General features: G+C 68.6%; 26 protein-coding genes. 14 read left to right on the plus strand and 12 right to left on the minus strand.

What is annotated here, in order from left to right; translation table 11 throughout:
• Positions 1–38: 38 nt before the first annotated feature.
• Both NGM07_RS17310 and NGM07_RS17315 read right to left on the minus strand, forming a co-directional pair.
• Positions 39–1,451, minus strand: coding sequence for a serpin family protein (locus NGM07_RS17310; RefSeq protein ID WP_253513805.1), 1,413 nt, complete (start codon positions 1,449–1,451; stop codon positions 39–41).
• A gap of 144 nt (positions 1,452–1,595) precedes the next feature.
• Positions 1,596–2,240: a rubrerythrin family protein gene (locus NGM07_RS17315; protein ID WP_253513807.1), complete on the minus strand. Its 645-nt coding sequence runs from the start codon at positions 2,238–2,240 to the stop codon at positions 1,596–1,598.
• Between the two features lie 80 nt (positions 2,241–2,320).
• On the opposite strand from NGM07_RS17315, the gene NGM07_RS17320 reads away from it, so the two are divergent.
• Entirely contained in the window at positions 2,321–3,526 is a 1,206-nt protein-coding gene (locus tag NGM07_RS17320) for an MBL fold metallo-hydrolase (protein WP_253513809.1), read from the plus strand.
• A 105-nt stretch (positions 3,527–3,631) separates the two neighbouring features.
• Here the strand turns inward: NGM07_RS17320 and NGM07_RS17325 are convergent, their stop codons facing one another.
• The 3 genes from NGM07_RS17325 to NGM07_RS17335 form a co-directional block, all read right to left on the minus strand.
• Positions 3,632–3,853 carry a hypothetical protein gene (locus NGM07_RS17325; protein WP_253513810.1) on the minus strand — a complete coding sequence of 74 codons (222 nt, stop codon included), beginning with the start codon at positions 3,851–3,853 and terminating at the stop codon, positions 3,632–3,634.
• A gap of 214 nt (positions 3,854–4,067) precedes the next feature.
• On the minus strand, positions 4,068–4,868 hold the full coding sequence (locus NGM07_RS17330; RefSeq protein WP_253513812.1) for a hypothetical protein: 801 nt from the start codon (positions 4,866–4,868) through the stop codon (positions 4,068–4,070).
• A 30-nt stretch (positions 4,869–4,898) separates the two neighbouring features.
• On the minus strand, positions 4,899–5,135 hold the full coding sequence (locus NGM07_RS17335; RefSeq protein WP_253513814.1) for a hypothetical protein: 237 nt from the start codon (positions 5,133–5,135) through the stop codon (positions 4,899–4,901).
• Between the two features lie 412 nt (positions 5,136–5,547).
• Here NGM07_RS17335 and NGM07_RS17340 point away from each other — a divergent pair, with 412 nt between their 5' ends.
• Complete coding sequence (locus tag NGM07_RS17340; protein ID WP_253513816.1) at positions 5,548–6,141, plus strand: flavin reductase family protein; 594 nt, start codon at positions 5,548–5,550, stop codon at positions 6,139–6,141.
• Entirely contained in the window at positions 6,138–7,088 is a 951-nt protein-coding gene (locus tag NGM07_RS17345) for an AAC(3) family N-acetyltransferase (protein WP_253513817.1), read from the plus strand. The genes NGM07_RS17340 and NGM07_RS17345 overlap by 4 nt, the downstream gene beginning before the upstream one ends.
• 6 nt (positions 7,089–7,094) lie before the next feature.
• Here the strand turns inward: NGM07_RS17345 and NGM07_RS17350 are convergent, their stop codons facing one another.
• Positions 7,095–7,436: a 2Fe-2S iron-sulfur cluster-binding protein gene (locus NGM07_RS17350; RefSeq protein WP_253513819.1), complete on the minus strand. Its 342-nt coding sequence runs from the start codon at positions 7,434–7,436 to the stop codon at positions 7,095–7,097.
• 121 nt (positions 7,437–7,557) lie between these two features.
• On the opposite strand from NGM07_RS17350, the gene NGM07_RS17355 reads away from it, so the two are divergent.
• Complete coding sequence (locus tag NGM07_RS17355; protein ID WP_253513821.1) at positions 7,558–8,928, plus strand: geranylgeranyl reductase family protein; 1,371 nt, start codon at positions 7,558–7,560, stop codon at positions 8,926–8,928.
• A 236-nt stretch (positions 8,929–9,164) separates the two neighbouring features.
• Positions 9,165–9,314: a hypothetical protein gene (locus tag NGM07_RS17360; protein WP_253513823.1), complete on the plus strand. Its 150-nt coding sequence runs from the start codon at positions 9,165–9,167 to the stop codon at positions 9,312–9,314.
• On the opposite strand, the gene NGM07_RS17365 is transcribed toward NGM07_RS17360, so the two are convergent.
• The 4 genes from NGM07_RS17365 to NGM07_RS17380 all read right to left on the minus strand — a co-directional run bounded on the left by NGM07_RS17365 (position 9,315) and on the right by NGM07_RS17380 (position 11,587).
• Positions 9,315–9,767, minus strand: coding sequence for an SRPBCC domain-containing protein (locus NGM07_RS17365; RefSeq protein WP_253513824.1), 453 nt, complete (start codon positions 9,765–9,767; stop codon positions 9,315–9,317).
• A 259-nt stretch (positions 9,768–10,026) separates the two neighbouring features.
• A complete protein-coding gene (locus tag NGM07_RS17370; protein ID WP_253513826.1) occupies positions 10,027–10,773 on the minus strand; it encodes a proteasome assembly chaperone family protein in 747 nt (248 codons plus the stop codon).
• Between the two features lie 95 nt (positions 10,774–10,868).
• Complete coding sequence (locus tag NGM07_RS17375) at positions 10,869–11,234, minus strand: hypothetical protein (RefSeq protein ID WP_253513827.1); 366 nt, start codon at positions 11,232–11,234, stop codon at positions 10,869–10,871.
• Positions 11,235–11,308: 74 nt separating this feature from the next.
• Complete coding sequence (locus NGM07_RS17380) at positions 11,309–11,587, minus strand: hypothetical protein (protein WP_253513829.1); 279 nt, start codon at positions 11,585–11,587, stop codon at positions 11,309–11,311.
• Positions 11,588–11,722: 135 nt separating this feature from the next.
• On the opposite strand from NGM07_RS17380, the gene NGM07_RS17385 reads away from it, so the two are divergent.
• A complete protein-coding gene (locus tag NGM07_RS17385) occupies positions 11,723–12,631 on the plus strand; it encodes an RsmB/NOP family class I SAM-dependent RNA methyltransferase (protein ID WP_253513831.1) in 909 nt (302 codons plus the stop codon).
• The gene (locus tag NGM07_RS17390) at positions 12,628–13,128 is read left to right on the plus strand and encodes a DUF7122 family protein (protein WP_253513833.1); all 501 of its coding nucleotides are present in this window, start codon (positions 12,628–12,630) and stop codon (positions 13,126–13,128) included. The genes NGM07_RS17385 and NGM07_RS17390 overlap by 4 nt, the downstream gene beginning before the upstream one ends.
• An 18-nt stretch (positions 13,129–13,146) precedes the next feature.
• Here NGM07_RS17390 and NGM07_RS17395 read toward each other — a convergent pair whose 3' ends face one another.
• Positions 13,147–14,745: a DUF790 family protein gene (locus NGM07_RS17395; RefSeq protein ID WP_253513835.1), complete on the minus strand. Its 1,599-nt coding sequence runs from the start codon at positions 14,743–14,745 to the stop codon at positions 13,147–13,149.
• Between the two features lie 261 nt (positions 14,746–15,006).
• Here NGM07_RS17395 and NGM07_RS17400 point away from each other — a divergent pair, with 261 nt between their 5' ends.
• On the plus strand, positions 15,007–15,363 hold the full coding sequence (locus NGM07_RS17400) for a hypothetical protein (protein ID WP_253513836.1): 357 nt from the start codon (positions 15,007–15,009) through the stop codon (positions 15,361–15,363).
• A 56-nt stretch (positions 15,364–15,419) separates the two neighbouring features.
• Here NGM07_RS17400 and NGM07_RS17405 read toward each other — a convergent pair whose 3' ends face one another.
• Complete coding sequence (locus tag NGM07_RS17405) at positions 15,420–16,865, minus strand: DEAD/DEAH box helicase family protein (RefSeq protein ID WP_253513838.1); 1,446 nt, start codon at positions 16,863–16,865, stop codon at positions 15,420–15,422.
• A 170-nt stretch (positions 16,866–17,035) separates the two neighbouring features.
• On the opposite strand from NGM07_RS17405, the gene NGM07_RS17410 reads away from it, so the two are divergent.
• The 6 genes from NGM07_RS17410 to NGM07_RS17435 all read left to right on the plus strand — a co-directional run bounded on the left by NGM07_RS17410 (position 17,036) and on the right by NGM07_RS17435 (position 23,806).
• Positions 17,036–17,491, plus strand: a complete 456-nt coding sequence (locus tag NGM07_RS17410) for a luciferase domain-containing protein (RefSeq protein WP_253513840.1) — start codon at positions 17,036–17,038, stop codon at positions 17,489–17,491.
• A 114-nt stretch (positions 17,492–17,605) separates the two neighbouring features.
• Positions 17,606–18,262: a nucleotide exchange factor GrpE gene (locus NGM07_RS17415; RefSeq protein WP_253513842.1), complete on the plus strand. Its 657-nt coding sequence runs from the start codon at positions 17,606–17,608 to the stop codon at positions 18,260–18,262.
• A 200-nt stretch (positions 18,263–18,462) separates the two neighbouring features.
• On the plus strand, positions 18,463–20,382 hold the full coding sequence (gene dnaK / locus NGM07_RS17420) for a molecular chaperone DnaK (RefSeq protein WP_253513844.1): 1,920 nt from the start codon (positions 18,463–18,465) through the stop codon (positions 20,380–20,382).
• Positions 20,383–20,522: 140 nt separating this feature from the next.
• The gene (gene dnaJ / locus NGM07_RS17425) at positions 20,523–21,698 is read left to right on the plus strand and encodes a molecular chaperone DnaJ (RefSeq protein ID WP_253513846.1); all 1,176 of its coding nucleotides are present in this window, start codon (positions 20,523–20,525) and stop codon (positions 21,696–21,698) included.
• Positions 21,699–22,092: 394 nt separating this feature from the next.
• Entirely contained in the window at positions 22,093–22,659 is a 567-nt protein-coding gene (locus NGM07_RS17430; RefSeq protein WP_253513848.1) for a type 1 glutamine amidotransferase domain-containing protein, read from the plus strand.
• Between the two features lie 61 nt (positions 22,660–22,720).
• Positions 22,721–23,806 (plus strand): CPBP family intramembrane glutamic endopeptidase, encoded by a 1,086-nt coding sequence (locus tag NGM07_RS17435; RefSeq protein ID WP_253513851.1) that lies wholly within the window; start codon positions 22,721–22,723, stop codon positions 23,804–23,806.
• Positions 23,807–23,828: the final 22 nt, after the last annotated feature.

Here is a 23,828-nt window from a genome sequence, read left to right on the forward strand (position 1 = left end):
GTGGCCTCGCCGAGGAGTAATGCGTTGCGCCGATTCGTCTACTCGCTCGACTGGGCCGCGCCGGCGTCCGCGACCTGCCCGGCGAACAGCAGGGTTCCAGTTTCGCGGTCCCTGATGAAGAACAGAAACGGCCGGTCGACCACCATCTCGAACGGCTCGCCCGTGGAGGTTTGCGCGGCCGTGTCGGCGACGACGGCCGTCGCGGCGGCCGCTTCGGTCCCCTGCTCGTCCACGCTGACGAAGCTCTGGTGGATCACGTCGTCGATGCCGAGCGAGTTGTCACCCTCCCCGTCCGTCATCCCCGAGAAGTTCGCGCCGGCACCGAACGCCGCGGCCATCCCGAGGTCCGAGAGCACTTCCCAGAGCGCGAACTTCGAGCGGTACTCGAACCGCGGAAGCGTAATTGACCCCTCGCGGGGCTCCAGCGACCCGACGAGTTCCGAGAGTCGGTCGCCCGACAGCGACCGGCGGAACCGCTCGAACTCCCCCTCCGCCGGGAGGACGACGACCATCCCCACCTGCTCGCCGGCGTAGGGCAACTCGATTAGCTGGTGGCCGTCCGCGGACGCGTAAGGGAAGATTTCGCGCTGGGACATCAGCGGCACCGTCGCCTCGGTCCCGTCGAGCGCCGCGAAGGTACCGTCCTCGGTGTTCTCCGCGGCGAACTGCGTCTTCCAGTTCGCTCGGAAGTAGACCGCGTTGGTCAGAATCAGCCGAGTCGCGGTCGAGACGACTCCGCGGGCGAGCAGGTCGCGTATCTTCCCCTGGGTCCGCTCGGCGACCCAGTCGTTGACCGTACGGCGCGCCGCTTCGGGGTTCGACGCGAAGTCGACGCACCGGAGGCCCGCGCCGTAGTTCCGGTCGAGGAGTTCGAGGAACGACTCCCGAAACGGGAAGCCCTCCTGGCCCCAGAGCGCGTTCGCGGTCGACAGTTCGAACGGTGTCGCCTCGCGGTACGCCGGTGTCGTCTCGGTTTCTGCGGTCGCGTCGTCCCCGCCGTTTTCGGTCCCGCCGGTCGTCGTCTCTGGCGCGTCGTAGGCCGCGAACTGCTCGCGGAGTCGTCGAAACGCCGCGTGCACGCTGTTCCGGGGAAAGTGCAGCGTCTCTCGCATCTGGATCTTCGTCGACCCGCGCGCCCCGGCGTAGGTCATCGCCAGCGCGGTCGAGACGCTGTACGGCGAGACGAACACGTTCGGGTCGTCGGCTTCGCCGGCGAGGCGGTCGAGCAGGTCGAGCGCGAACGCCGTGTTGCCGGCGATGACGGCTTCGGTCGGGCTCTGGGGCGCGTCGTCCGTCTCGTCGGTCGCTACGGGGATCGTCGTTCGCCGAACGGTCTTCTCGGGGTTCGCGGTCGTCCCGGGGGCCGATTCGGTGCCGGTACAGCCGGCGAGCAGGCCGCTCACCGCGAGGGCCTTCGAGAGGGCGAGCACGTCGCGGCGGTCGAGGCTCATACCCGGGGTGCGACAGCGGTCGCTAAACCCCTTGGGGAGACTGAAAGAACCGTTGCACCAATCGACCGTCGGGCGACGGATGCCCGTCGTTCGGCACGCCGAACGGCTGACGTCCGCAGTTCGCTCACTCGGCCGCGACGCCAGTCAACACAGCGGCTTCGGGTCCAGTCCCATCCCCTCCAGGGTTTCGGCGTAGTCGTCGTAGGCTACCCGAACCGTCTGCTCGGCGACGTCGCGGGCGCGCTCCCAGTCGTCCTCGCCGTCGCAGCGCGTCGCCAGTAGCTTCGCGCCCTCCTCGGCGGCCTGGCGCGTCTCGGCCCGCAACTCCCGGACGACGTCGGCCCGGCGCTCGTCGGCCTCGTTGACGAAGAAGTTGACCACCTGGACCTGGGCGCGGTCGCCGACCAGCGACCGGCCGACGAGTCCTGCGGCGCGTTCGACCGTCGTACTCAGCCCGCGCAAGTGTTCGTGCATCGGGTCGACCTCGCCCGGTGATTCGTCGAGGTCCCGGTCCTCGCCGTCCAACTCCGCTACCACGCGGTCGTAGTGGTCGCCCTCGGTGCGCGCCAGCGAGGCGAACGCCTCGCGGGCCTCCTCGTCGGCCTCGGTTTCGGCCCACCCCGAGAACGTCTCGCGGGCGGCGGCCTCGCTTCGCGCGAGCGCGCCCAGCACCGCCTCGGTCGTCAGGTCGGCGTCGGTGAGCGCGACGACCGACTGCTGGGAGCCGAGCCGGTCGAGTTCGGTGGCCTTGGCCTCTCTCACGGCGTCGACGAAGCTCGCGGGTTCCATGGCCGTCGCTACGCCGTCGCGACGCTTGAAAGTTCGCGAGCGTGGCGCACTTTTTACTCGCCGAGCGCGTAGTATCTCCGATGACCGACGTAGCCGAGGAGTCGTCGATTACGTCCGACGAACTCCACGAGCGGATCGCCGCCGGCGAGCGCGTCACGCTCCTCGACCTCCGAAACCGCAAGGAGTTCGAGTCGTGGCGCGTGGAGGGCGAGAGCGTCGAGCGCGTCCACGTCCCGTACGCGAAGTTCGCGGCCGCGAAGGCCCGCGGCGAAGTCGGCGACTTCGCCGCGGACCTCGACCTCGAGGAACCGGTGGTCGTCGTCTGCGCCCGCGGCGAAACCAGCGCCGCGGTCGCAGACGCGCTGCGCGAGACGGGCCTGGACGCCCGGAACCTCTCGGACGGCATGGCTGGCTGGGCGCGCGTCTACGTCTCCCGGGAACTTCCGACCACGGGCGTGACGGTCCGCCAGTACGATCGGCCGGCGACCGGTTGTCTCTCCTACCTCGTCGTTTCGGACGGACAAGCGGTCGTCGTCGACCCGTTACGCGCCTTCGTGCGGCGGTACGTCGAAGACGCCGCGGAACTCGACGCGGAACTCGTCTTCGCCGTCGACACCCACGTCCACGCCGACCACCTCTCTGGCGTCCGGGCGCTCGCCGCCGAGGGCGACGGCGTCGAAGCGGTCCTCCCGGCGGGTGCGCGCGACCGGGGCCTCGCGTTCGACGCGCACCTGCTCGACGACGGCGAGGAACTCGAAGTCGGCGACGCCGTCCTCCGGGCGGTCCACGCACCCGGCCACACGACCGAACTGACGGCGCTCCGCCTCCTCGCCGACGACGCCGCGCCGACGACCGACCGCGAGGACCAGCCCGTCGACCTGCTGTTCTCCGGCGACGCGCTGTTCGCCGAGAGCTTCGGCCGCCCGGACTTAGAGAGCGGCGAAGAGGGCGCGGCCGACCTCGCGGCCGCCCAGTTCGAGACGCTCCGGACGCGACTCCTCTCGCTGCCCGGCGAGACGTTGCTCGCGCCCGGCCACCGGACGCCGACCGCCGAACCCGCCGCCGACGGGACCTTCACCGCCCGCCTGGAGGAGGTCCGGGCCGCGCTCGCGCTCCCAGACGACCGGGAGGCGTTCGTCGAGCGGGTGCTGGAGTCGCTGCCGCCCCGCCCCGCCAACTACGAGCGCATCGTTCCGGCGAACCTCGGCCGCGAAGACGCCGACGACGAGACCGCCTTCGAGTGGGAACTCGGGCCGAACAACTGCGCGGTCGACGCGGCCGACTGAGCGTTCGGGGTGCGCGAGCGGGCGTCCGCGTCCGGACTATCGCCGAAAAAGAGGGAATCGTCGAGGAACGCCGAACCGAGCCGAACCGAGCCGAACCGAATCGAACTACGCGCCGTCGTTCTCCTCGTCGGTTTCGACGTGTCGACCGTCCTTGCGGTCGTGTTCGGCGTCGTCGTCGGGGAGCGTGGCGGCGTCGGACTGCTCGGTTTCCTCGGGGTCCATCTCCTCGTCGACGCGCTCCAGTTCCTCCTCGACCTCCTCGTCGCGCTCCGCCTGCATCTCTTCGCGGCGGTTCGTCTCGCCTTGGGCGGTTTCCTCGTCTACCATGCGTGCTAATCGGTCCCGAACGTTCTTTGGTCTGGTGGCTCGCTCGTCACGGTTCGCCGAGGGACGGCGAACCGACTCGGGACGCGGTGCTCGCGGGCGGTCACGTTCGCACTCGGCGGCGACCGAGAAGATAGTGAGTGGGAGGTCGGCCGCGAACTCGGTACGCGCCGTCGGCGATTCGGGCGCCGACGGCATCGTCGTACCGACCGCTGACTCAGCAGTCTTCGGAACCGCCGGAGTCGTCGGAGTCCGTGGAGTCGTCCGACTCGCCGCGCGCGTTCGATTCGTCCAGGTCGGCGCTGAAGGCGATACCCGTCGTCTGGCCGAACACCTGCTCGCCGTCGACGGAGAGGTTCGCACTGCCCTCGGCCGCCGCCGGGTGCCGGACGACGAACGTTTTCTCGGAGTTCGACTCGACCGTGACAGTGCCCGAGACGCTCGTGTTGGGGGCGGCGTAGGTGGCGGTGATCGACTCGTCCGTCGGGTTGGCGATGCGGTACTCGGCGAGGTCGTCCTCGTGGTCCACGGCGAGCGCGGTCCACGTGACGTTCGTGCCGACGGCCTCGGCGGGGACGCTCTCGGCCTGGTCCACTGCCGCGTCGCTGGTGTGACCCCAGCCGGCGGGGATTCGCGACCCGTTGTGGTAGCCGACGATTTCGACGTTCTCTTCCTCGCCGGTTGGAATGTTCACGTACGTCCCGCTCCGCGCAGGGAGCGTGTAGGTCCAGTTCCGGTCCGTGTCGTTCGCCTCGAGCGTCACCTCGACGCTCCCGTCGTTCCAGTTCCGGAGCCGAAGCGTCAGGAGGTCGTCCTCATCGTCGAGACCGTTCGCCCACAGCGAGATGTCCTCGCGGTCCGGGTGGCCGAGTTCTCGCCGCTTCTCGCTCGTCTCGACGTTCGCTATCTGTTCGCCGTCGCGGTAGACGAGTAAGGAGTCGTTCCGGATGTCGTCCGAGCTGAAGTGCTCCGTGAAGCTATCGCCCGGCGCGAGTTCGTACGTCCGATTGCTCGTCACGTTCTGGTTCTCGAGCCGGCGAGTCTGCCCTCAGCTTTCGAGACGGTAGGAGATGTCGACGCGCTGTTCTCCGCGGTTCGTGATGCGGTACTTCGCGATACCGTCTTCGACGTCCGTGGACACGGCCGTCACCGCGACGGCGTCCGCGCTCTCGTTGGCGCTGCCGCCGCTCGATGCGACGGCGCCGACCGCGAACGAACCGACGACCACCGACGCGACCATCGCTACGGCGAGCATCGCGTTCGCCCTGCGTGTGTTGTGGAACATGGCGTATCAGTTTCGTGTTACCCGTCGGCGACCGACAGAATTGGCCGACCGGCGTCGAGGACGGTCGTACCGGCAACGACGGTCGAGACGGGTTACGGAACCGACGAGTACGTCCAGGCCTTTTCCTATCGGGTCGCTAAGGAGATTCGGGGGAGTCGGTGTCCCGAATCCCGGCCACGGAACGCGATTACGCCGTGGATATTCCGCCTCGGTCCGTCGGGCGCGGAGTTCCGCGCCCGACGGACCGAGGCCAGCGGCCCTCGGCCGGTTTTGACGGTGCCTATCGGAAGCTCCGTCGCGCAGTCGCAGTCGTGGGCTGTTCGTCGCGTCCTCGCGGTTCGTCGCGCCGGAGAACGCCCCGCCGAATCGCCGAAACCACAACGCCCAGGGTTACCCGGACCTTTCCACGGATATGGACGTAGACCCCGACGCAGTGCCGTCGCTGTACCGGACGCTCGCGGGTGCGGTCGTCCCCCGGCCCATCGCGTGGGTCAGCACGACCGACCCCGAGGGGGTGGACAACCTCGCGCCGTACAGCTTCTTCAACGTCGTCGCGGTCGACCCGCCGGTGGTCATGTTCGCGCCGGTGGACGACCCCGAATCGCCGGAGGGGCTGAAAGACACGCCCCGGAACGTCCGCGAAACCGAGGAGTTCGTGGTCAACGTCGTCACCGCCGACCTCGCCGAGGCGATGAACGAGACGAGCGCGACCCTCCCGGCGGGCGAGAGCGAGTTCGACCGCGCCGGATTGACCCGGGCCGAGTCGCGGAGGGTTTCCCCGCCGCGGGTCGCCGAGTCGCCCGTCGCCTTCGAGTGTTCGCTGTACGAGATGCTCTCTATCGGCGGGTCGACCATGGTGCTCGGCGAGGTCGAGTGGGTCCACGTGGCCGACGAGGTGACGACCGACGGGGCGGTCGACGTGGAGAAACTCGACGCGCTGGGCCGACTGTCGGGGAGTCTGTACGCGACGACCGACGAGCGGTTCTCGATGGAGCGTCCGCCGTGAGCGACGACTCGTCGAAATCGGGGGAAGCACGGGCGGTCGAGCGGGCCGACGAACCCCTGGCGGTCGAGCGACTCGCCGACGACCTCCGGGAACTCGGCGTGACCGGCGAGACAGTGCTCGTCCACTCGTCGCTGTCGGAACTCGGGTGGGTCGCGGGCGGCGCGCCGACCGTCGTCGACGCGCTGATGGAAGCGGTGACCGAACGCGGGACGCTCATGATGCCGACCCACTCGACCCAGTACTCCGACCCCGCGGACTGGGAGAATCCGCCGATTCCGGACGACTGGGAGACGAGCGTCCGGGCTTCCATGCCGCCGTACCGACCCACCGTCACGCCGACGCGAGGGATGGGCGCGATTCCGGAGTGCTTCCGGACGTACCCCGACGTCGTCCGGAGTCGCCACCCGACCTACTCGTTCGCGGCGTGGGGCGCCGACGCCGACGAGGTGGTCGGCGACCACGGCGTCGACCACGGCCTCGGCGAGCGGTCGCCGCTCGCGCGGGTGTACGACCGCGGGGGGTTCGTCCTGCTACTCGGGGCCGACCACGACAGCAACACCTCGCTCCACCTCGCCGAACACCGCGCCGACTACGAGCGGACGGTCGTGACCAACGGCGCGCCCGTCCTGCGCCGCAGGACGGGCGCGCCGGACGACGAGGCGGAATCGAGCGCCGAGGGCGCGCCGGACGACGGGAGCGAACCGAGCATCGCCGACGTGACCGAATCGGGCGACGAAACCGAATCGGCCGACGGCGAGCGCGAGTGGATCTCCTTCGAGGAGATCGACTACGACTCGGGCGACTTCCGGCGGGTCGGCGAGGCCTTCGAGCGCGACCGCCCGGAGGCGGTCGCGCGCGGGCGGGTCGGTCGTGCGAACGCGGCGCTCCTCGACCAGCGGGCGCTGGTCGACTACGGCGCGGCGTGGTTCGAGAAGAATCGCGAGTAGCGCGGCTCAGTCGTCGTCGGCGGCGGTCGCGGGTTCGCTCGTCGCCTCGGCGTCCTCCTCGATGCTCGGCGGGTACTTCCCGCGGTCGAGTTTCAGGTCGCTCTCGGGCCGGGCCATGCAGGTCAGCGCGTAGTCCTCGGCCTCCTCGTCGGTCAGGCCGCGGGCCGCGGCCACGGGTTGGGCGACCTCGCCCTCGACGATCTCTGCCGAGCAGGCCAGACACATCCCGACGCGGCAGGAGTACTCCTGGGCGACGCCCTCTTCGATGCAGGCCTTGAGGATGGTTTCCTTGTCGGAAACCTCGATGGTCTCGCCCGTCCCGACGAACTCGACGGTGTACTCGGTCATACCGCGAGGTACGAAACTCCGTCACTTCACTCTTTATGCCCGCCGTCGGTCGCTGTGGCCCCGCCGAGCCGACAGATTCCGGTATAAAGAGTTTTGCCCCTTCCGTCGCGTAGCCGAAGACATGGCTACGCACGAGCACGACATCGTCGTCGTCGGCGCCGGGACCGGCGGTTGTTACGCCGCCGCCACCGCCGCCGAAGCGGGCTACGATGTCGTCGTCGTCGAACGCAAGAGCGAGGAGGAAGCGGGCCACATCGCGTGCGGGGACGCCCTCAAGGGCGCCGACGCGTTCCCCGAGTCGATTCCCAAGTCCCAGATTCAGTCGGCGTTCACCAACACCGACGTCGACCACGGGCGCTTCGAGATTCCCCAGGAGGACACGGTCCTGGAGATTCCGGTCCCCGGCGAACTCGCGGTCATCGACCGCTGGGAGTACGGCCGACTCATCATCGAGGGCGCGAAGAAGGCGGGCGCGCAGTTCCACTACGACACGGTCGTCAAGGACGTGACCCAGCGCCAGGACGGGCGCGTGACCGGCGTCCGGGGCAAGCGCGACGGGAGCGTCCAGCGGTACAACGCCGACGTCGTGGTCGACGCCGCGGGGTCGCTGTCCATCCTGCAGGACAAGGCCGACCTCGAGGACGCCACCTTCGACACGAACGTCACCTACTCGCAGTTCTGCTCGGCCTACCGCGAGATCGTCCGGGTCGACGAACCGGTCGAGTGGGACGACGCGCTGGTGTTCAAGCCCACCAAGCGCGCCGCGGGCTACCTCTGGTACTTCCCGCGGACCGACACCGAGATCAACGCCGGATTGGGTTTCCAGATGAACGAGGAGCCGATGAAACTCGTCGAGGACCTCAAGCGCGACCTCCGCAATCGGCCGGAGTTCCGCGGCGCGAAGGTCGAGGACAAACTCGGCGCGGCGCTTCCCACCCGGCGGCCATACGACTCGGCGGTCGCCCCCGGATTCATCGCGGTCGGCGACGCCGCGGGCCACGTCAACCCCACCACGGGTGGGGGCATCGCCGGCGCGGCCTACGCCGGCAAGTACGCCGCCGAGGCCGCCATCGAGGCCATCGAGGACGGCGACACCGGCGAGGCCAACCTCTGGGAGTACAACGAGCGCGTGATGGACCACTTCGGCGCGCGCTACGCCGGCCTCGACGTGTACAACGTCTTCTCGACCGCGGTGGACGTCGACGACCTGATGAGCCTCCTCGCCGCGCTCCCCGCCCAGAAGCTCGCGGAGGCGCTCTACTCGGGCAGCGCCAACATCGGCGCGCTACTCAAGATACAGACCGCCATCAAGTCGTGGGGTCACTGGGACCTCATCTACGACCTCTACCAGACCAAGCGCAGCGCCGACGACCTCATCGACCACTACGAAACCTACCCGCGTCACCCCGACGGACTGGCCGCCTGGCAGAACCGCCGCGACGCCATCATGGACGAGGTCTACGCGACGACCGGGGCCGAGCCTAAGTACTAACACCCACCTTTTTTCGTCGTCGGGTCGCTGATTCGCCGAAGGCGAATCAGCCACCGCTCCTCGAAAAAATCTGGACCAAAAAAGCACACGCGAGTGAGACGGCCGCGTGATGCGCGGCCGTCTCACTCGCATCTTCGACTGCTGGTGCGGGCGCTTCGCGCCCTGCAGGACGTTAGCGAAGATTGCGCGAGCGCGACTCCATCAGACCTTTCCCCCTCTCGTACCTCTGTGGCGATATGAGTGACGACACCGAAGACGCGGTCGAAGAGTTCTTGCGGGAGACTGACACCGTGTTCGGCGAGTACGACAAGGGCTACATGAACGCCGACGTGGCGCTGGAGCGCATCGAGAACCAAGTCGAGGAGTTGCGCAAGCGAGTCAAGTAATCAGGGCTCGGACGTGGTTTCGGCCGCATACCGACTTTCTGCTCGCTCTGCGAGCGCCAGGTTCATCGCCTCGTAGTCGCGCTCGGCGTCGTCGGCCACGACGAACCGGACGAGGACACCCCTGAGGCGCTCGCGATTGACGAACCGCGTGCGGTCGTCGCCGAGCGGTTCCAGTTCGAACGTGTGCCGACCCTCGAACAGCCACGGCGAGAGGACGGTCCCGACCCACTCCAGCTTTCGCCGGGGTTCGAGGGCGGTCACGGTGACGTTCATCGACCGACTCCGCGACCCGCCGGGTTGGACCTTGATGTCCACCTCGGACCCCTCACGCAGGTCGCCGTTCGCGGCGGTGACGTGCGGGTTCCACTTCGGGTACGTCGAGAGGTCCGTGAGTACGTCCCAGACGACGTCCGACGGCGCGTCGATTTCGAGTTCAGTCCGTATCTCGCGCATCGGTCAACCGGGATACGGCGCGGCGTCGAATGAGTCTGGTGGCGACTACGGCCCACAGAATTGCATAGCTCGGCCGGACAATCCACCAGACAGCGCGCCGGAGGCGCGCGCACCAGAAACCCCGAAGATGCGCTCAGGCCGAGTCGCCGTGGCGACTCGGCCTGAGCGCGTGTGCTTTTTTGGTCCAGATTTTTTCGAGGAGCGGTGGCTGATTCGCCTTCGGCGAATCAGCGACCCGACGACGAAAAAAGGTGGGGTCCTATTGGAACATCCGGAGCGGCTGGGCCTGCGAACTCTCGTCGGACTCGGCCTCCTGCATGCGCTGGGCGAGCTGTTCTTTCTGCTCGCTTATCTCCTCGGCCCGGTCGACGAGGTCGTCGGTGTCGACCTCGATGCCGGTCAGCGGTGCGATGCCCTGTTCGATGAGGATATGGGCCGCCTCCGGGTCGGGGAACTGCGGGTCGCTCTGGACGATGAGTCCGAGCGCGTCGAGGTCGCGGTCGGCCGCCTCCGAGAGGAGCGCCCCGGTCGGACCGCTGATCGCGCCGCGTTCGTCGGGCGTCCCGACGTCCACCTCGTCGAGCAACTCGCCCGCCGTCCCGCTGGCGACGCCGTACAGCGACGGAATATCGTCGGGCTGTTTCTGGTGGGGCATACCGCTCATGTAGATGGGCGTGGCCTCCCGGTCGGCCAGCCAGTCGGTGACGCAGGCGGCGAACTCCGTGGCGGCCGAGGCCGACACCGGCACGTCGCTCTGGAGCGCCAACAGGTCGTTCCGCTCGTCGGCGTACAGCCTGACCGGCGGTCGGACCTCGCGGTTGTCCTCCTCGTAGACCGAAATCTGGGGGAGCCCCTCGCAGTCGACGCTGGCGAGGTACGTCATGTCGAACTGCTCGACCAGGTGGTCGGTGGCGAGTTTGCCGACCAGACCGACGCCCGGCAGCCCTTCGACCATCGTCGGCTCGTCAAGCTCAACGTCCTCGGCGCGCACGGTGACGGTTGCCATGCGTACAGAATGGGCCAGCGACCGCATAAAACCGGGGGACCGTCGAGGTACGGAACACAGTTCGCGCAGCGTTTCGCCCCCCGGTCGGGGGACGCTCACCGCTCCGCGACCGGTTCGCGGGTTTCGCAGTGGGGGCACTTCGCGCGGTAGCGCCCGAGGTCGCGGCCGCACCCCCGGCAGGGAAACGCGTCGGTCGGCAGACCGGTTTCGACGTCGGCGGAACCGCCGAGCGGGTGCCACCCCGACCGGACGACGAGCACGCCCCCGGCGACCAGGAGGCCGCCCGCGAGCAGCGGTAGAGGGTCGAACGCTGCGACGTTGCTAGGGTCCAACCCGGTCGAGACGCTCCGGAGCACGCCGGTCCCGAAGGGAGCGACGCCCGGAATCGCGACCACGAGCGCCAGCAGCGCCAGTCGGAGGACGAGGCTTCGGGTCGGACCGTCCTGTCCGCCACGGTTCATGACCGCACGGATTCATGAATAGAATAAAACGATTTCGAACGTCGCCGTCCGGACTCCCTCGGGTCCTCGGCCGGTCACTTCCCCTGGTCCGGCCACCCCTCGTCGTCCGGGTCGGAGGTGTACGCCAGTTCGAGTCGGAGCCTCGCCGTGCACTCGACGTTCTCCACATCGAAGTCGATTCCCTCGACCTGCTCGTTCAGGTAGCCGTTGCACCGCTCGTGTTCGATGATGTTCTGTATCGTCGCCGGCGACCCGCACTCCGGACAGTCGAAGTAGTAGCCGGTTCGGCTCTCGTGTATCGCGTCCGGGTCGAGTATCGTGCGGGCGGCGCCGTCGTCGGAGTCGTTCGCCATGGGTGGGGTGACGGGCGTCCTACTGGTAACGGCTACGGCCGGGTCGCGGCGGGCCGACCGCAGTTGCCGTCGGCCCGCCGCTGACGCTCGTCGGTTCCGAAACCCACAAACGCCGCTCACCCGAAGCCTCCGGTGATGGACGAACTGGAGCGGTACGAACCGCTGATAGAGGACTTCGACGCCTTCCGCGAGGCCTGCCGGCGCCCGCTCCCGTCGGTCGTCCGGGTCAACACCCTCAAGACGACCGTCGAGCGCGCCAAGGCGGCCCTGGACGAGGAGGGCGTCGGCTGGGAGGACCGCGAGTGGTCCGAGACGGTGCTCGAACTCGACACCGACGGCCCGGGCAGCACGTGGGCTTCCTTCCACGGCTGGATTCACGGCCAGGAGGAGGTGTCGGCGATTCCGGCCGAGGTGCTCGCGCCCGAACCGGGCGAGCGCGTCTGGGACGCCTGCGCCGCGCCGGGCGGCAAGACGACCCAGCTCTCGGCGCTGATGGACGACGAAGGACTGGTCGTCGCCAACGACAACAACCTGGGTCGGCTCTCGGCGCTCCGGTTCAACACCGAGCGACTCGGTGCGACCAACGTCGCGGTCACGAACCGCGACGCCCGGAACTTCTCGTTGGAACCCTTCGAACTCGACGCCTTCGACCGGGCGCTGGTCGACGCGCCCTGCTCGTGCGAGGGCACCGTCCGGAAGAACCCGACGGCGCTCGACGACTGGACCGTGAACCACGTCCGGAGCGTCGCGGGCGTCCAGAAGGGCATCCTCCGGCGGACCATCCAGGCGACGAAGGAGGGCGGGACAGTGGTCTACTCGACCTGCACCTTCGCGCCCGAGGAGAACGAGGCGGTGCTCGACCACGCGCTCGCCGAGGAGGACTGCCGCCTCGTCGAGTTCGAGGTCGGCCTCGACTCCCGGCCGGGCGTGACCGAGTGGGACGGCGAGGAGTACGACGAGAGCGTCCGGAAGGCGAAGCGGTTCTACCCGCACCTCGAAGACACGGGCGGGTTCTTCTGCGCGAAACTGGAGGTGGAAGGATGAAGCACGACGGCCAGCAGTTCGACCGCCTGCCCGCGACCCCCGACGACCGCGAGGTCGAAGGACGGGCCAGCAGACGAGAGGTCGTCGACTGGTGGCACGAGCGGTTCGGAATCGACCCCGAGACGTTCGACGGCTACACGTTCTGGGAGAAGGGGAAAGGCAAGATTTGGATTCTGCGCGGCGACACGGCCTCCCCGATCCGCATCGAGGCGCTCGGCATGGCGTTCCTGCGGACTCGCCAGGAACACTGGAAGCCGACGACGAACGCGGTCCAGCGGTTCGGCCGCGAAGCGACTCGGAACGTCGTCGAACTCACCCGCGAACAGGCCCGCACGTTCGCCCGGGGCGACGACCAGGAAATCGACTGGGACGGCGACTGGGGCTATCTGGTCGCGGCCCACGAACTCGCGGGCGACCGCGAACCGCTCGGCGTGGGACTGTTCCTCCACGGCGAACTCCAGAGTCTGGTGCCGAAGGGCCGGCGGCGGGACCTCTGAGCGCGCGCCTTCCGGACCTCACTTCTCTCGTATCGTCCCGCCGGTCAGCCCCTCCCACTCGACGGCGTAGCCGAGTTCCGACAGCACCGCGCTCGCGTCCTCGATGCCGCGGGCAGAGAGCAGGTCCTCGACCGCCGCGTAGTCCGTGCCCGCCTCGATCTCCTCGTCGAGTTCCGCCAGCACCGCCGGCCGGACGAGCGTCCGACCCACGCGCTCGTGGTCGGGGAACGCCTTGTCCTCGATTACGTCTTCGCTCACGCCGTGGGCGGCCGCGAGCGCCTCGAAGGTCGCGACGTCGGCCTCGGGGGCCAGTTCGTCGGGCAGGGCGGCGGCGCTCTCGGCGACCAGTTCCTCCTCGTAGCGCCGGAGCGCGTCGCGGACGTCCTTGACCCGAATCGTCCCCGAGTACGGAATCGCGCGGTGGTCGCGGGCCGCGATCTCCTCGCCGACGCCCAGGCTCTCGTCGACGGCGACCAGCAGTTCGACGTCCTCGACCGTCTCCAGTTGGCTCAACTTCTTCTCGACGTACTCGGGGGTCCAGAAGCCCATCACCTCGAAGAACACCCGGAAGTCGGCGTGTCCACCGTCGGACTCGTCCGACGAACCCCCGCTCGCGACGCTCGCGGGGAGATAGTCGAAGGCGAAGTCCGGAATCATCACGCGCGCGCCGGTTTCCAGCGGTTCGGGTTCCCGTGCGAGTTCCCAGTCGAGGCCCAGCGACTCGAAGCGGGCGGCGAAGTCGGCCTCTACGCCGCTGTCGAAGGTGACCTCCGCGACGGGTTCGACCCCCGGCACGCGCACGGGGTCGTCGTCCGAGAGGTGGAGTTCGCGGTCGGTGCCGTAGTCGTCGATGGTCGCCGTGAGCGTCCACGAGTCGGCCTTCGCCGCGGTCCGGAGCAGGCGCGCGAACCGGGTGCCGTAGCGGCGAGTCGAGCGAAAGAGGGCGTCCGGGCCGGTGACGACGACCTCGCGGTCGGACACCCCTCGCTCTCGACTTTCTCCGTCGTCGGTCTTGCGGATTTCGTACATCAGCCGAAGGCGCTTGACCGCCGACACCAGCGCCTTCGGGTCGGCGGTCCGGACCCGGAGTTCGGTCGCGTCGAACAGCGCGGTTTGGGCCAGCGAGAGGTTGTACTGCGCCAGCAGTTCGTCGGGGTCCCACCGGGCGTCGAACTCGGCGAGCACCTGGCGCTCTTCGAGGTCGGCGTACAGCGATTCGGCCACCGCGTCGGCGCCGATTTCGCCGGCGGAGAACCCGGAGTCGAGGCGCTCGCCCGCGCGGGCGAGCACCTCGGCGCGTTCGTCGGCCGTGACCGCGCCGACCGCCTCGGCCTCCTCGAAGGCGACCCGGCGGGCGCGCGTCGGGTCGACCGGCGCGCGCGTCTCGAAGACCGCCTCGCGCTCCAGCAGTTTGGCGAATCCGCGGACCAGTTTGAAGTCCTCCGCGTCGGTTTCGAGGTCCTTCAGCGCCGCGTCTAGCGTCTCGCGGGACTCGCCGACGTGGCCCTGGTAGGTGCCGAGGACCCGCGCGGCCAGCGGGCGGTCCTCCCGGTCGGCGAACTGGGGGTGGAAGCCGCCGCCGGCCCGGGAGACCCGCAGCAGGTCCTTGGTGAGCATGCCGATTCCTTGGCGTCCGGCGCACAAAAGCGGTCGGATACCGCCCACCGGGAGCGTTGTCGGGTCGCCGACGCCCCGCGCTGGAGGCGTCGGGCCATCGCGCGCCGGGGGCGAAGCGCGGTTCGCTTCGCCGGGCGAGCGCCCGAAATCGACCCGACCAGTCGGACGACTGATTCCATCGAAATCTACTTTCCCAGGGCCTGTCACCCGCGTTGGTCCGAATGCAGAAAGCTCATCCCGCTGGACTCTGAGGGGTGGAACATGCGCCGACGCGACACGCTACGAACCGCCGCCGGAGCCGCCGCCGCGACCCTGGTCCCCCTCGCCGGTTGCTCGGGCGGAGCGTCCGAAGGGAACGCCTCGCTTTCGGTATCGAACTTCAAGTACGAGAAGGGCGACGGCGGAAAGCTAGACGTCCTCGTCACCGTGAAGAACGGCGGCGCGAAGGAGGCGACCGGAACCGCCTACGCCACCGTCGAGACCGGTGGCCACGCCGCCCGGCGGTCGAAGAAGGTGACCGTTCCGGCCGGCGAGACGAAGACGACCCGGCTGTCGTTCGACTTCGCGTTCGAGCAGTTCGAGAAGAAGGGGACGCTCAAAGTCGACGTCCGGTCGTAGGCCGGACCGCCGTCCCGACGCTGCTGCCGTCTCGTTTCTCTCCGCGAACGTCCCGACTACCGCCTGCGGTCCGCGACGCGCTCCTCGGCCGTCTCGGCGCTCACGACCTCGTACAGCAGCGCGCTGTCGCCGAGCGACGACCGGGTCGCCGCACGACTCTCGGTGTTCTCGGTGTTCTCGGTGTTCTCGGCATCCTCGGCGTCCTCGCCGTCGGATTCTGTCTGGGCGGGGTCCTTCGGTCGGAGGATGCGACCGAGTCGCTGGGTGAACTCGCGCTCGCTCCCGCTGCCCGACAGCACCACCGCGACGTTCGCGTCGGGGACGTCGACGCCCTCGTCCAGCACGTTCGAGGTCACGACCCGCGAGTAGTCGCCCTCGCGGAACCGCTCCAGAATCTCCCGACGCTCGGCCGCGCCGGTCTGGTGGGTGATGGCCGGCAACAGGAATCGCTCCGAGAGCTGGTAGACGAGGTCGTTGTGGGCCGTGAAGACGATGACCCTGTCGTCGCGGTGGCGGTCTAGAATCTCTTCGAGGACCTCGACCTTCGCGTCGCTATTCATCATGATCGCACGAGCGCGCTGTTTGGCGAGCAGGGCCTCTCGGGCCCGCGGGTCAGACCCCGACCGCTTGACCAATTCCTGATAGTCGCTCCCGCTCCGCATCTGGATGTTCGACTGGACCAGGTAGTCGGTGAACACCTCGTTCTCGGCCTCGTAGCGCTCGCGCTCCTCGTCGGTGAGTTCGACTTCGAGGCGCTTGATATCGTAGGGCGCGAGGTGCTCGCCCGCGAGTTCGTCGGGCGAGATGGCGTGGACCTTCGGGCCGACGAGTTCGGCGACCACCTCGTGGGCGTCGTCGGGGCGCTCGAACGTCGCGGTCAGGCCCAGGCGGGCGGGCGCGGCCAGCAGGCGGGCGATGTCGCGGTAGCCCTCGCCGCCGAGGTGGTGGACCTCGTCGAAGACGGCGAGGCCGAAGCGGTCGCCGAGTTCGTCGGCCCGGAGGTACGCCGAGTCGTACGTCGAGACGGTCAGCGCCTCGACGCGCTGTTCGCCCCCGCCCAGTTGGCCGACCGGGACGTCGAACTCCGATTCGAGTTCGCGGCGCCACTGCTCTAGCAGGTCGATGGTGGGCACGACGACGAGCGTGGCGGTCCGTAGCGTCTCGATGGCCTCGATGCCGATGACGGTCTTGCCGCTCCCGGTCGGGAGTTCCAAGACGCCTCGCCTGTCGGCGTCCTCCCACGCTTCGAGGGCCTCGCGCTGGTACGTCCGGAGTTCGTAGTCCGACGATATCTCGGGGAGGTCCGGTGCGTCGAGCACGCGGTCGGCGAAGGGGACGCCGCGCTCCCGGAGGTAATCACGTAGGGCGGCGTAGCGGAATCCGGGTGCTCGCCGGGTCTTCGAGCGGGCGTCGGCCTCGGTGTGGGGGAGGGTCGACGCCTCGGACCGGTCGTCCTCGACTCGAACCGTCCCTTCCTCGTAGGTGAGCGTGACCTCGGACACTGTTGGTCGTCCCTCGGGTTTCCGTCGGCTTAAGCGGTCCGTCGTCCCTTCGACGGGAGCGACCTGGCACGGGCGAGGTCGTTCCCGTCGGGCGGCCACGTCGCCGGACCCTCCCCGCTTTCGGGCACGTCGGTTAAGTTGCCCGAAAGCGTTGGTTCGACAGGGACACTATGGGAGAACGAGACCAGCGCCAGACGGCGAGGCTCGTAGACCGAATCATCGAGGAGGTGGCGGCGTGGCCCCACGTCAACACCAACGAACACCGCTTCGAGGGCCGGGAGTTCACCCTCGGCCCGCGCGAGGTCGGTCACGTCCACCGCTGGGGCATCGTGGACGTTCCCTTCACCAGGCGACTCCGCGACCAGCTCATCTCGGAGGGCAAGACCGGCGAGCACCACGTCGTACCCGAGTCGGGGTGGACGACCGGCTACATCACCGACGAGGACGACGTCGAATCGGCCATCTGGCTGCTCCGACTCTCGTACCTCTACCACGTCAAGACGCTCAAGCGGACGCCCGCGGGCGCCGAGGAGTTCCAGGACGTCGACGTGGACGCCGAGTTGGACGAACTCGGCGTCAGCGACGAGGTCCGGGCGGCGTTCGAGCGCGAACGGCCGCAGGAGTGAGTCGGATTCTCTCCGCCGCCGCGTTTCTCGTCTGGCGGTTCGTCCGCACCTGACGCCGCGCGAACGCGACACCGTTTCTGAATCCTTAAACGCGCCCAACCGTTTGTGTCTCGTATGACCGACGAGGAAGCCACCGGGCAGGTGCGAGAGGACGCCGACGACACCGAAGCCGAGGCGGACACCCAGGCCGACGAAGAGGCCGTGGACGACTCCCTGGGACCGAAGAGCACTTCGCTCATCGCCAAGGTCGCCATCGAGAACGACTCGCTGGCCGACGACCTCGAGTCTCACCTCGCCGACCTCGAAGCCGAGGCCGACGAGACGGCCGAGGTCCGCGAGCGCGCCGACGAACTTGAGTCGAAACTCAAGCGCAAGCAGGCCGACTTCCAGAACTACAAGAAGCGCGCGAAGAAGCGCCAGGAGCAGATGCAGGCGCGGGCGACCGAGGACCTCGTGGAGAACCTGCTCGACGTGCGCGACAACCTCGTGCGTGCGGTCGAGGACGACCACGAGAACGTCGAGAGCCTCCAGGAGGGCGTCGAGATGACCCTGAAGGAACTCGACCGGGTGTTCGCCGACGAGGACGTCGACGAGATCGCCCCCGAACCCGGCGCTGACACCGACCCCCAGCGCCACGAGGTGATGATGAAAGTCGAGAGCGACCAGCCGGAAGGCACGGTCGCGGACGTCTATCAGCCTGGCTACGAGATGGGCGAGAAGGTGCTCCGGGCCGCGAAGGTCACCGTCAGCGACGGGTCGGGCGACGAGTAGACGCGGCTCGTTTCTCTCGCGGGAACTATTTCTTCAGTGATACGTCTGCGGAGGAGTAGAATTGCGGTCAGATATATAAGTACCACATCGGCAGACGGCGGAGGATTCAAAAACCGCAAGCGGGCGACGGGTTCCGTCTGGAGCGCCGAACGCCGAAACTAGCAAGGCTTAAACGGTCGAACGCGCAAGATACCGACAAGATGGCGAGTAACAAGATTCTGGGAATCGACCTCGGAACCACGAACAGCGCGTTCGCGGTCATGGAGGGCGGCGACCCGGAGATCATCGTCAACGGCGAGGGCGACCGCACCACGCCCTCGGTCGTCGCGTTCTCCGACGACGGCGAGCGACTCGTCGGTAAACCGGCGAAGAACCAGGCCGTCCAGAACCCCGAGCGCACGATTCAGTCTATCAAGCGCCACATGGGCGAGGACGGTTACACCGTCGAGATCGACGGGGAGGAGTACACCCCCGAGCAGATCTCGGCGATGATCCTCCAGAAGATCAAGCGTGACGCCGAGGAGTACCTCGGCGACGACGTCGAGAAGGCCGTCATCACGGTCCCGGCGTACTTCAACGACAAACAGCGCCAGGCGACCAAGGACGCCGGCGAGATCGCCGGCTTCGAGGTCGAGCGCATCGTCAACGAACCGACCGCGGCGTCGATGGCCTACGGCCTCGACGACGAGTCCGACCAGACCGTTCTCGTCTACGACCTGGGCGGGGGCACCTTCGACGTCTCCATCCTCGACCTGGGCGGCGGCGTCTACGAGGTGGTCGCGACCAACGGCGACAACGACCTCGGCGGCGACGACTGGGACGAGGCCATCATCGACTACCTCGCCGAGGAGTTCGAGAACGACCACGGCATCGACCTCCGCGAGGACCGCCAGGCGCTCCAGCGCCTCAAGGACGCCGCCGAGGAGGCCAAGATCGAACTCTCCTCCCGGAAGGAGACCGACGTCAACCTCCCCTTCATCACCGCGACCGACTCGGGTCCGGTCCACCTCGAAGATAGCCTCACCCGCGCGAAGTTCGAGAGCCTTACCTCCGACCTCATCGACCGCACGGTAGAACCGACCGAGCAGGCGCTCTCGGACGCGGGCTACGACAAGGGCGACATCGACGAGGTCATCCTCGTCGGCGGTTCGACCCGGATGCCCCAGGTCGCCGAGAAGGTCGAGGACCTCACCGGCCAGGAGCCGAAGAAGAACGTCAACCCCGACGAGGCCGTCGCGCTCGGCGCGGCCATCCAGGGCGGCGTGCTCTCCGGCGACGTCGACGACATCGTGCTGCTCGACGTCACCCCGCTCAGCCTCGGTATCGAGGTCAAGGGCGGCCTCTTCGAGCGCCTCATCGAGAAGAACACCACCATCCCGACCGAGGAGAGTAAAATCTTCACCACCGCGGCCGACAACCAGACCTCGGTGCAGGTCCGGGTGTTCCAGGGCGAGCGCGAGATCGCCGAGGAGAACGAACTGCTCGGCGAGTTCCAGTTGACGGGCATCCCGCCGGCGCCCGCCGGAACCCCGCAGATAGAGGTCGGGTTCAACATCGACGAGAACGGCATCGTCAACGTCACCGCAGAGGACCAGGGCTCGGGCAACGCCGAGGAGATCACCATCGAGGGCGGCGCGGGCCTCTCCGACGACCAGATCGAGGAGATGCAGGAGGAAGCCGAGAAGCACCGCGAGGAGGACGAGGCCCGCCGCGAGCGCATCGAGGCTCGCAACGAGGCCGAGAGCGCGGTCCAGCGCGCCGAAACCCTGCTGGAGGAGAACGAGGAGAACGTCGACGACGACCTCGAATCCGACATCCGCGACGAGATCGAGCACGTCCAGGAAGTGCTGGGCGACGAGGACGCAGACACCGATGAACTTCAGGACGCCACCGAGAGCCTGAGCCAGGCGCTCCAGGAGATCGGCAAGCAGATGTACCAGCAGCAGGCCCAGGCCGGCGCTGGCGGTGCCGGCGCCGGACCGGGCGGTGCCGGTCCCGGCGGCGCGGCCGGCGGCCCCGGCGGCATGGGCGGCCAGGCCGGCGCGGGCGCCGCTGGTGGCGACGACGAGTACGTTGACGCCGACTTTGAGGACGTCGACGACGACGAAGAAGACCAGTAGGGACGACGAAGACGAGCAGTAAGAACTGACGGCGAATCGACGCGCGACGACGAACGACGCGCGTCGTCCGTTGGCGCGCCGGCGAACCGGCGCGCCAACGGACCCTTCAAGTAACTCCGTCGTTAAGCGAGGAACAACGAATGAGCGAGGACTTCTACGAGGTACTCGGCGTGAGCAGGGACGCCGACGAGGACGATATCAAGCAGGCCTACCGACAGAAGGCGACCGAGTACCACCCCGACGTGAGCGACGACCCGAACGCCGAGGAGAAGTTCAAGAAGGTCAAGAAGGCCAAGGAAGTGCTGACCGACGACCAGAAGCGCCAGGCGTACGACCAGATGGGCCACGACCGCTTCGAGCAGGCCGAGAAGCGCGGCGGCTTCGACGGTGGCGCGGGCGGGACCGGCGCCGGCGGCATGGGCGGTCAGGGACCCTTCGGCGGCATGGGCGGCCAGGGTGGAATGGGCGGCGGCATGGGCGACATCTTCGAGCAGTTCTTCGGCGGCGGCGGTCGCGGCCGCCAGGCCAACCGACCCCAGCGCGGTAGCGACCTCCGCACGCGACTGAACATCTCGCTCGAAGACGCCTTCGAGGGCGTCGAGCAACAGGTCACCGTCCGCCGGCCGGAACGCTGCGACGTCTGCGAGGGCGAGGGCCACCCGCCCGACACCGACTCCCACACCTGCCGGGAGTGCAACGGGAGCGGCCAGGTCACCCAGGTCCAGCAGACGCCGCTCGGACGGGTCCAACAGACCCAGACCTGTCGGCGGTGCGGCGGCGAGGGCGAGATATACGCCGAGACGTGCTCGGAGTGCGGCGGCGACGGCACGGTCCGCCGCCAGGCGACCCTCTCGGTCGAGGTGCCGGCGGGCATCGCCGACGGCCAGACCCTCCAGATGGAGGGCGAGGGCGCGCCCGGCCCCAACGGCGGGCCGAACGGCGACCTCCTCATCGAGATCTCCGTCGAGGACCACCCGGACTTCGAGCGCGAGGGCGACGACCTCCGCCACAAGCACGCCATCTCGTTCCCGCAGGCGACATTCGGCGACACCGTGGAGGTGCCGACCGTCGACGGGAGCGTCGAGATGGACGTCCCCGCGGGGACCCAGAGCGGCGAGACGTTCCGCCTCCAGGGCAAGGGGATGCCCCGCCTGCGACGGCGCGGCCAGGGCGACCTCTACGTCCAGGTTCAGGTCGTCACCCCGACCGAGATGAACGAGGAGCAGCGCGAGGCGCTGAAGGAGTTCGCCGAGGCCGGCGGTGAGGAGGTTGAGGTCGAACAGGGCTTCTTCGAGAAGATCAAGAACTCGTTTTGAACGCGGTTTCAGCGTTAGATTCTATCCGTCTCGGTCGTTCTCCGTGCGTTCTCGGCCACATTACTGATTCTGTGCTTTCGACCGTGACTGTGCGACCGCACTGCCACCGCCACCGAACCGCTACTGCACCGTAAACCGCCACCGCGACCACACTGCAGACCGCCACTTACACGACCCAGATGAGTACCGCACCGCAACCGCCACACGCCTCCCCAGCCGATTCCCTCACTCGCTTCGCTCGTTCGCTCATCCCTCGCGCGTATTGGCGCGGCCCCAAACCGCGGGACCGCGCCAGCGCGCGCCGTGACCTACGGACGACTCTTCGGAACCGCCGACTCGCCTTCGGGCGGTCGGCCCGTCGGCTTTTCCGCGTCCGTCCCTCAGTTCGATTCGAATGAGCCAAACCAGCCAGCAGTCGCTCGACGGGGCGACGGTCGCCGTCTTCGTCGCGCCCGAGGGCACCGAAGACGTCGAGTTCGCCCGGTCGAAAGATGCCGTCTCGGACGCCGGAGCCACGGTCGACGTCCTGAGCTTCGAATCCGGCGAGGCCCGGACCGTCGACAACGACCTCGAATGGGCCGAGGAGTACGAGGTCGACGCGACGTTCGACGAAGTCTCCCCCGACGACTACGACGGACTCATCGTCCCGGGCGGTACTGTGGGGGCCGACAAACTCCGCGCGAACGAGGACGCCGTCGACTTCGTCCGCCAGCACGTCGCCGACGACAGGCCCGTGGGCGTCATCTGCCACGGTCCGTGGGTGCTGGTCGAGGCCGACGCGGTCGATGGCCGGACGCTCACGTCCTACCCCAGCCTGCAGACCGACGTCCGGAACGCCGGCGGCGAGTGGGTCGACGAGGAGGTCGTCACCGACGGGTCGCTGGTGACGAGTCGCAAACCCGACGACCTCGACGCGTTCTGCGAACACGTCGTCGAGGAACTCGCGGCCGTCGCCGAGTAACGGCGACCGACCGCACGCCGATACCCCCGATTTTTCACCACCCGCGCCCTACGTGGAGTCGATGGCTTCCGCGCCGTTCTACGGGTCGTTCGCCGTCGTCACGTTGCTGGTCCTCGCGTCCCTCATCGTGCTCGCACGGGCCTCGCAGACGATGTTAGAGGGCGGCGACGCCGAAGATGCAGGCGAAGAGGCCGGCCCGGACGACGAAAGTCCGGACGACGAGACCCCGGACGCGAGCGACGCCCGCGACGGACCACCCGACCCCGACCCGGAGCGCGACGACTCCCAGCGCGGCAACTCGACGCTCCCCGCGACCGGCGCGGCCCGCATCGAACGCCACGCCCGCAACCGAAACGAGTGGAACGACCCGCCGGGCGTCGAAATCGAAGAGAATCACTCCGAGGAGTCCGCCGACGGGCCGTGGTCCCAGGACGTAGAGAGTCCGTGGGGTGACGACCCTGCCGAGCGGGACGCCCGACGGGCGGCCGACGCCGAGGCCCGGCGCGCTCGCGAGCGACCGCGGGTCCGCGAGCGCGAGGACATATCGACCGGCGCGCTCCTGGCGAACGTGGCGCTGAGTCAGGGCCTATTCGGCGCGGTGATTTTGGCGGCGGCGTGGCTGGCCCGGATTCCGCCGAGCGCGCTCGGGGTGACCGTCGGCGACCCCACGAGCACCGGTTTGCCCGCGCTGGCGGTCGGCGTCGGCCTCGGCGTCGCGCTGTACGTCGCCAACGAACTCTCGTCGGTGGTCGCCGACTCGGCCGGCATCGAGTACTCCGAGGGCCTGCGCGAGGCGCTCGCGCCCGACACCGCCCGGGGGTGGGCGCTTCTGTTCGGCGCGGTCCTACCCATCATCGCGGGTTTCGAGGAACTGCTGTTCCGGGCCGCGCTGGTCGGCGCGTTCGCCGCGGGATTCGGCGTCTCGCCCTGGCTACTGGCAGTGTTCTCGACGGTCGCGTTCGCGGTCGGTCACGGCGCGCAGGGGCCGGGCGGCGTCGCCGTGACGGGACTGCTCGGGTTCGCGCTGGCCGCGGCGTTCGTCCTCACCGAGAGCCTGCTGGTCGTGGTCGTCGCCCACTACCTGGTCAACGCGCTGGAGTTCGGCGTGCACGAGGGACTCGGCGTCGAGTGGACCGACCGGGGGTGAGCCGACCGAAACGCTTTCTCGG

Source organism: Halorussus vallis, from assembly GCF_024138165.1.
GTDB classification, from domain to species: Archaea; Halobacteriota; Halobacteria; order Halobacteriales; family Haladaptataceae; genus Halorussus; species Halorussus vallis.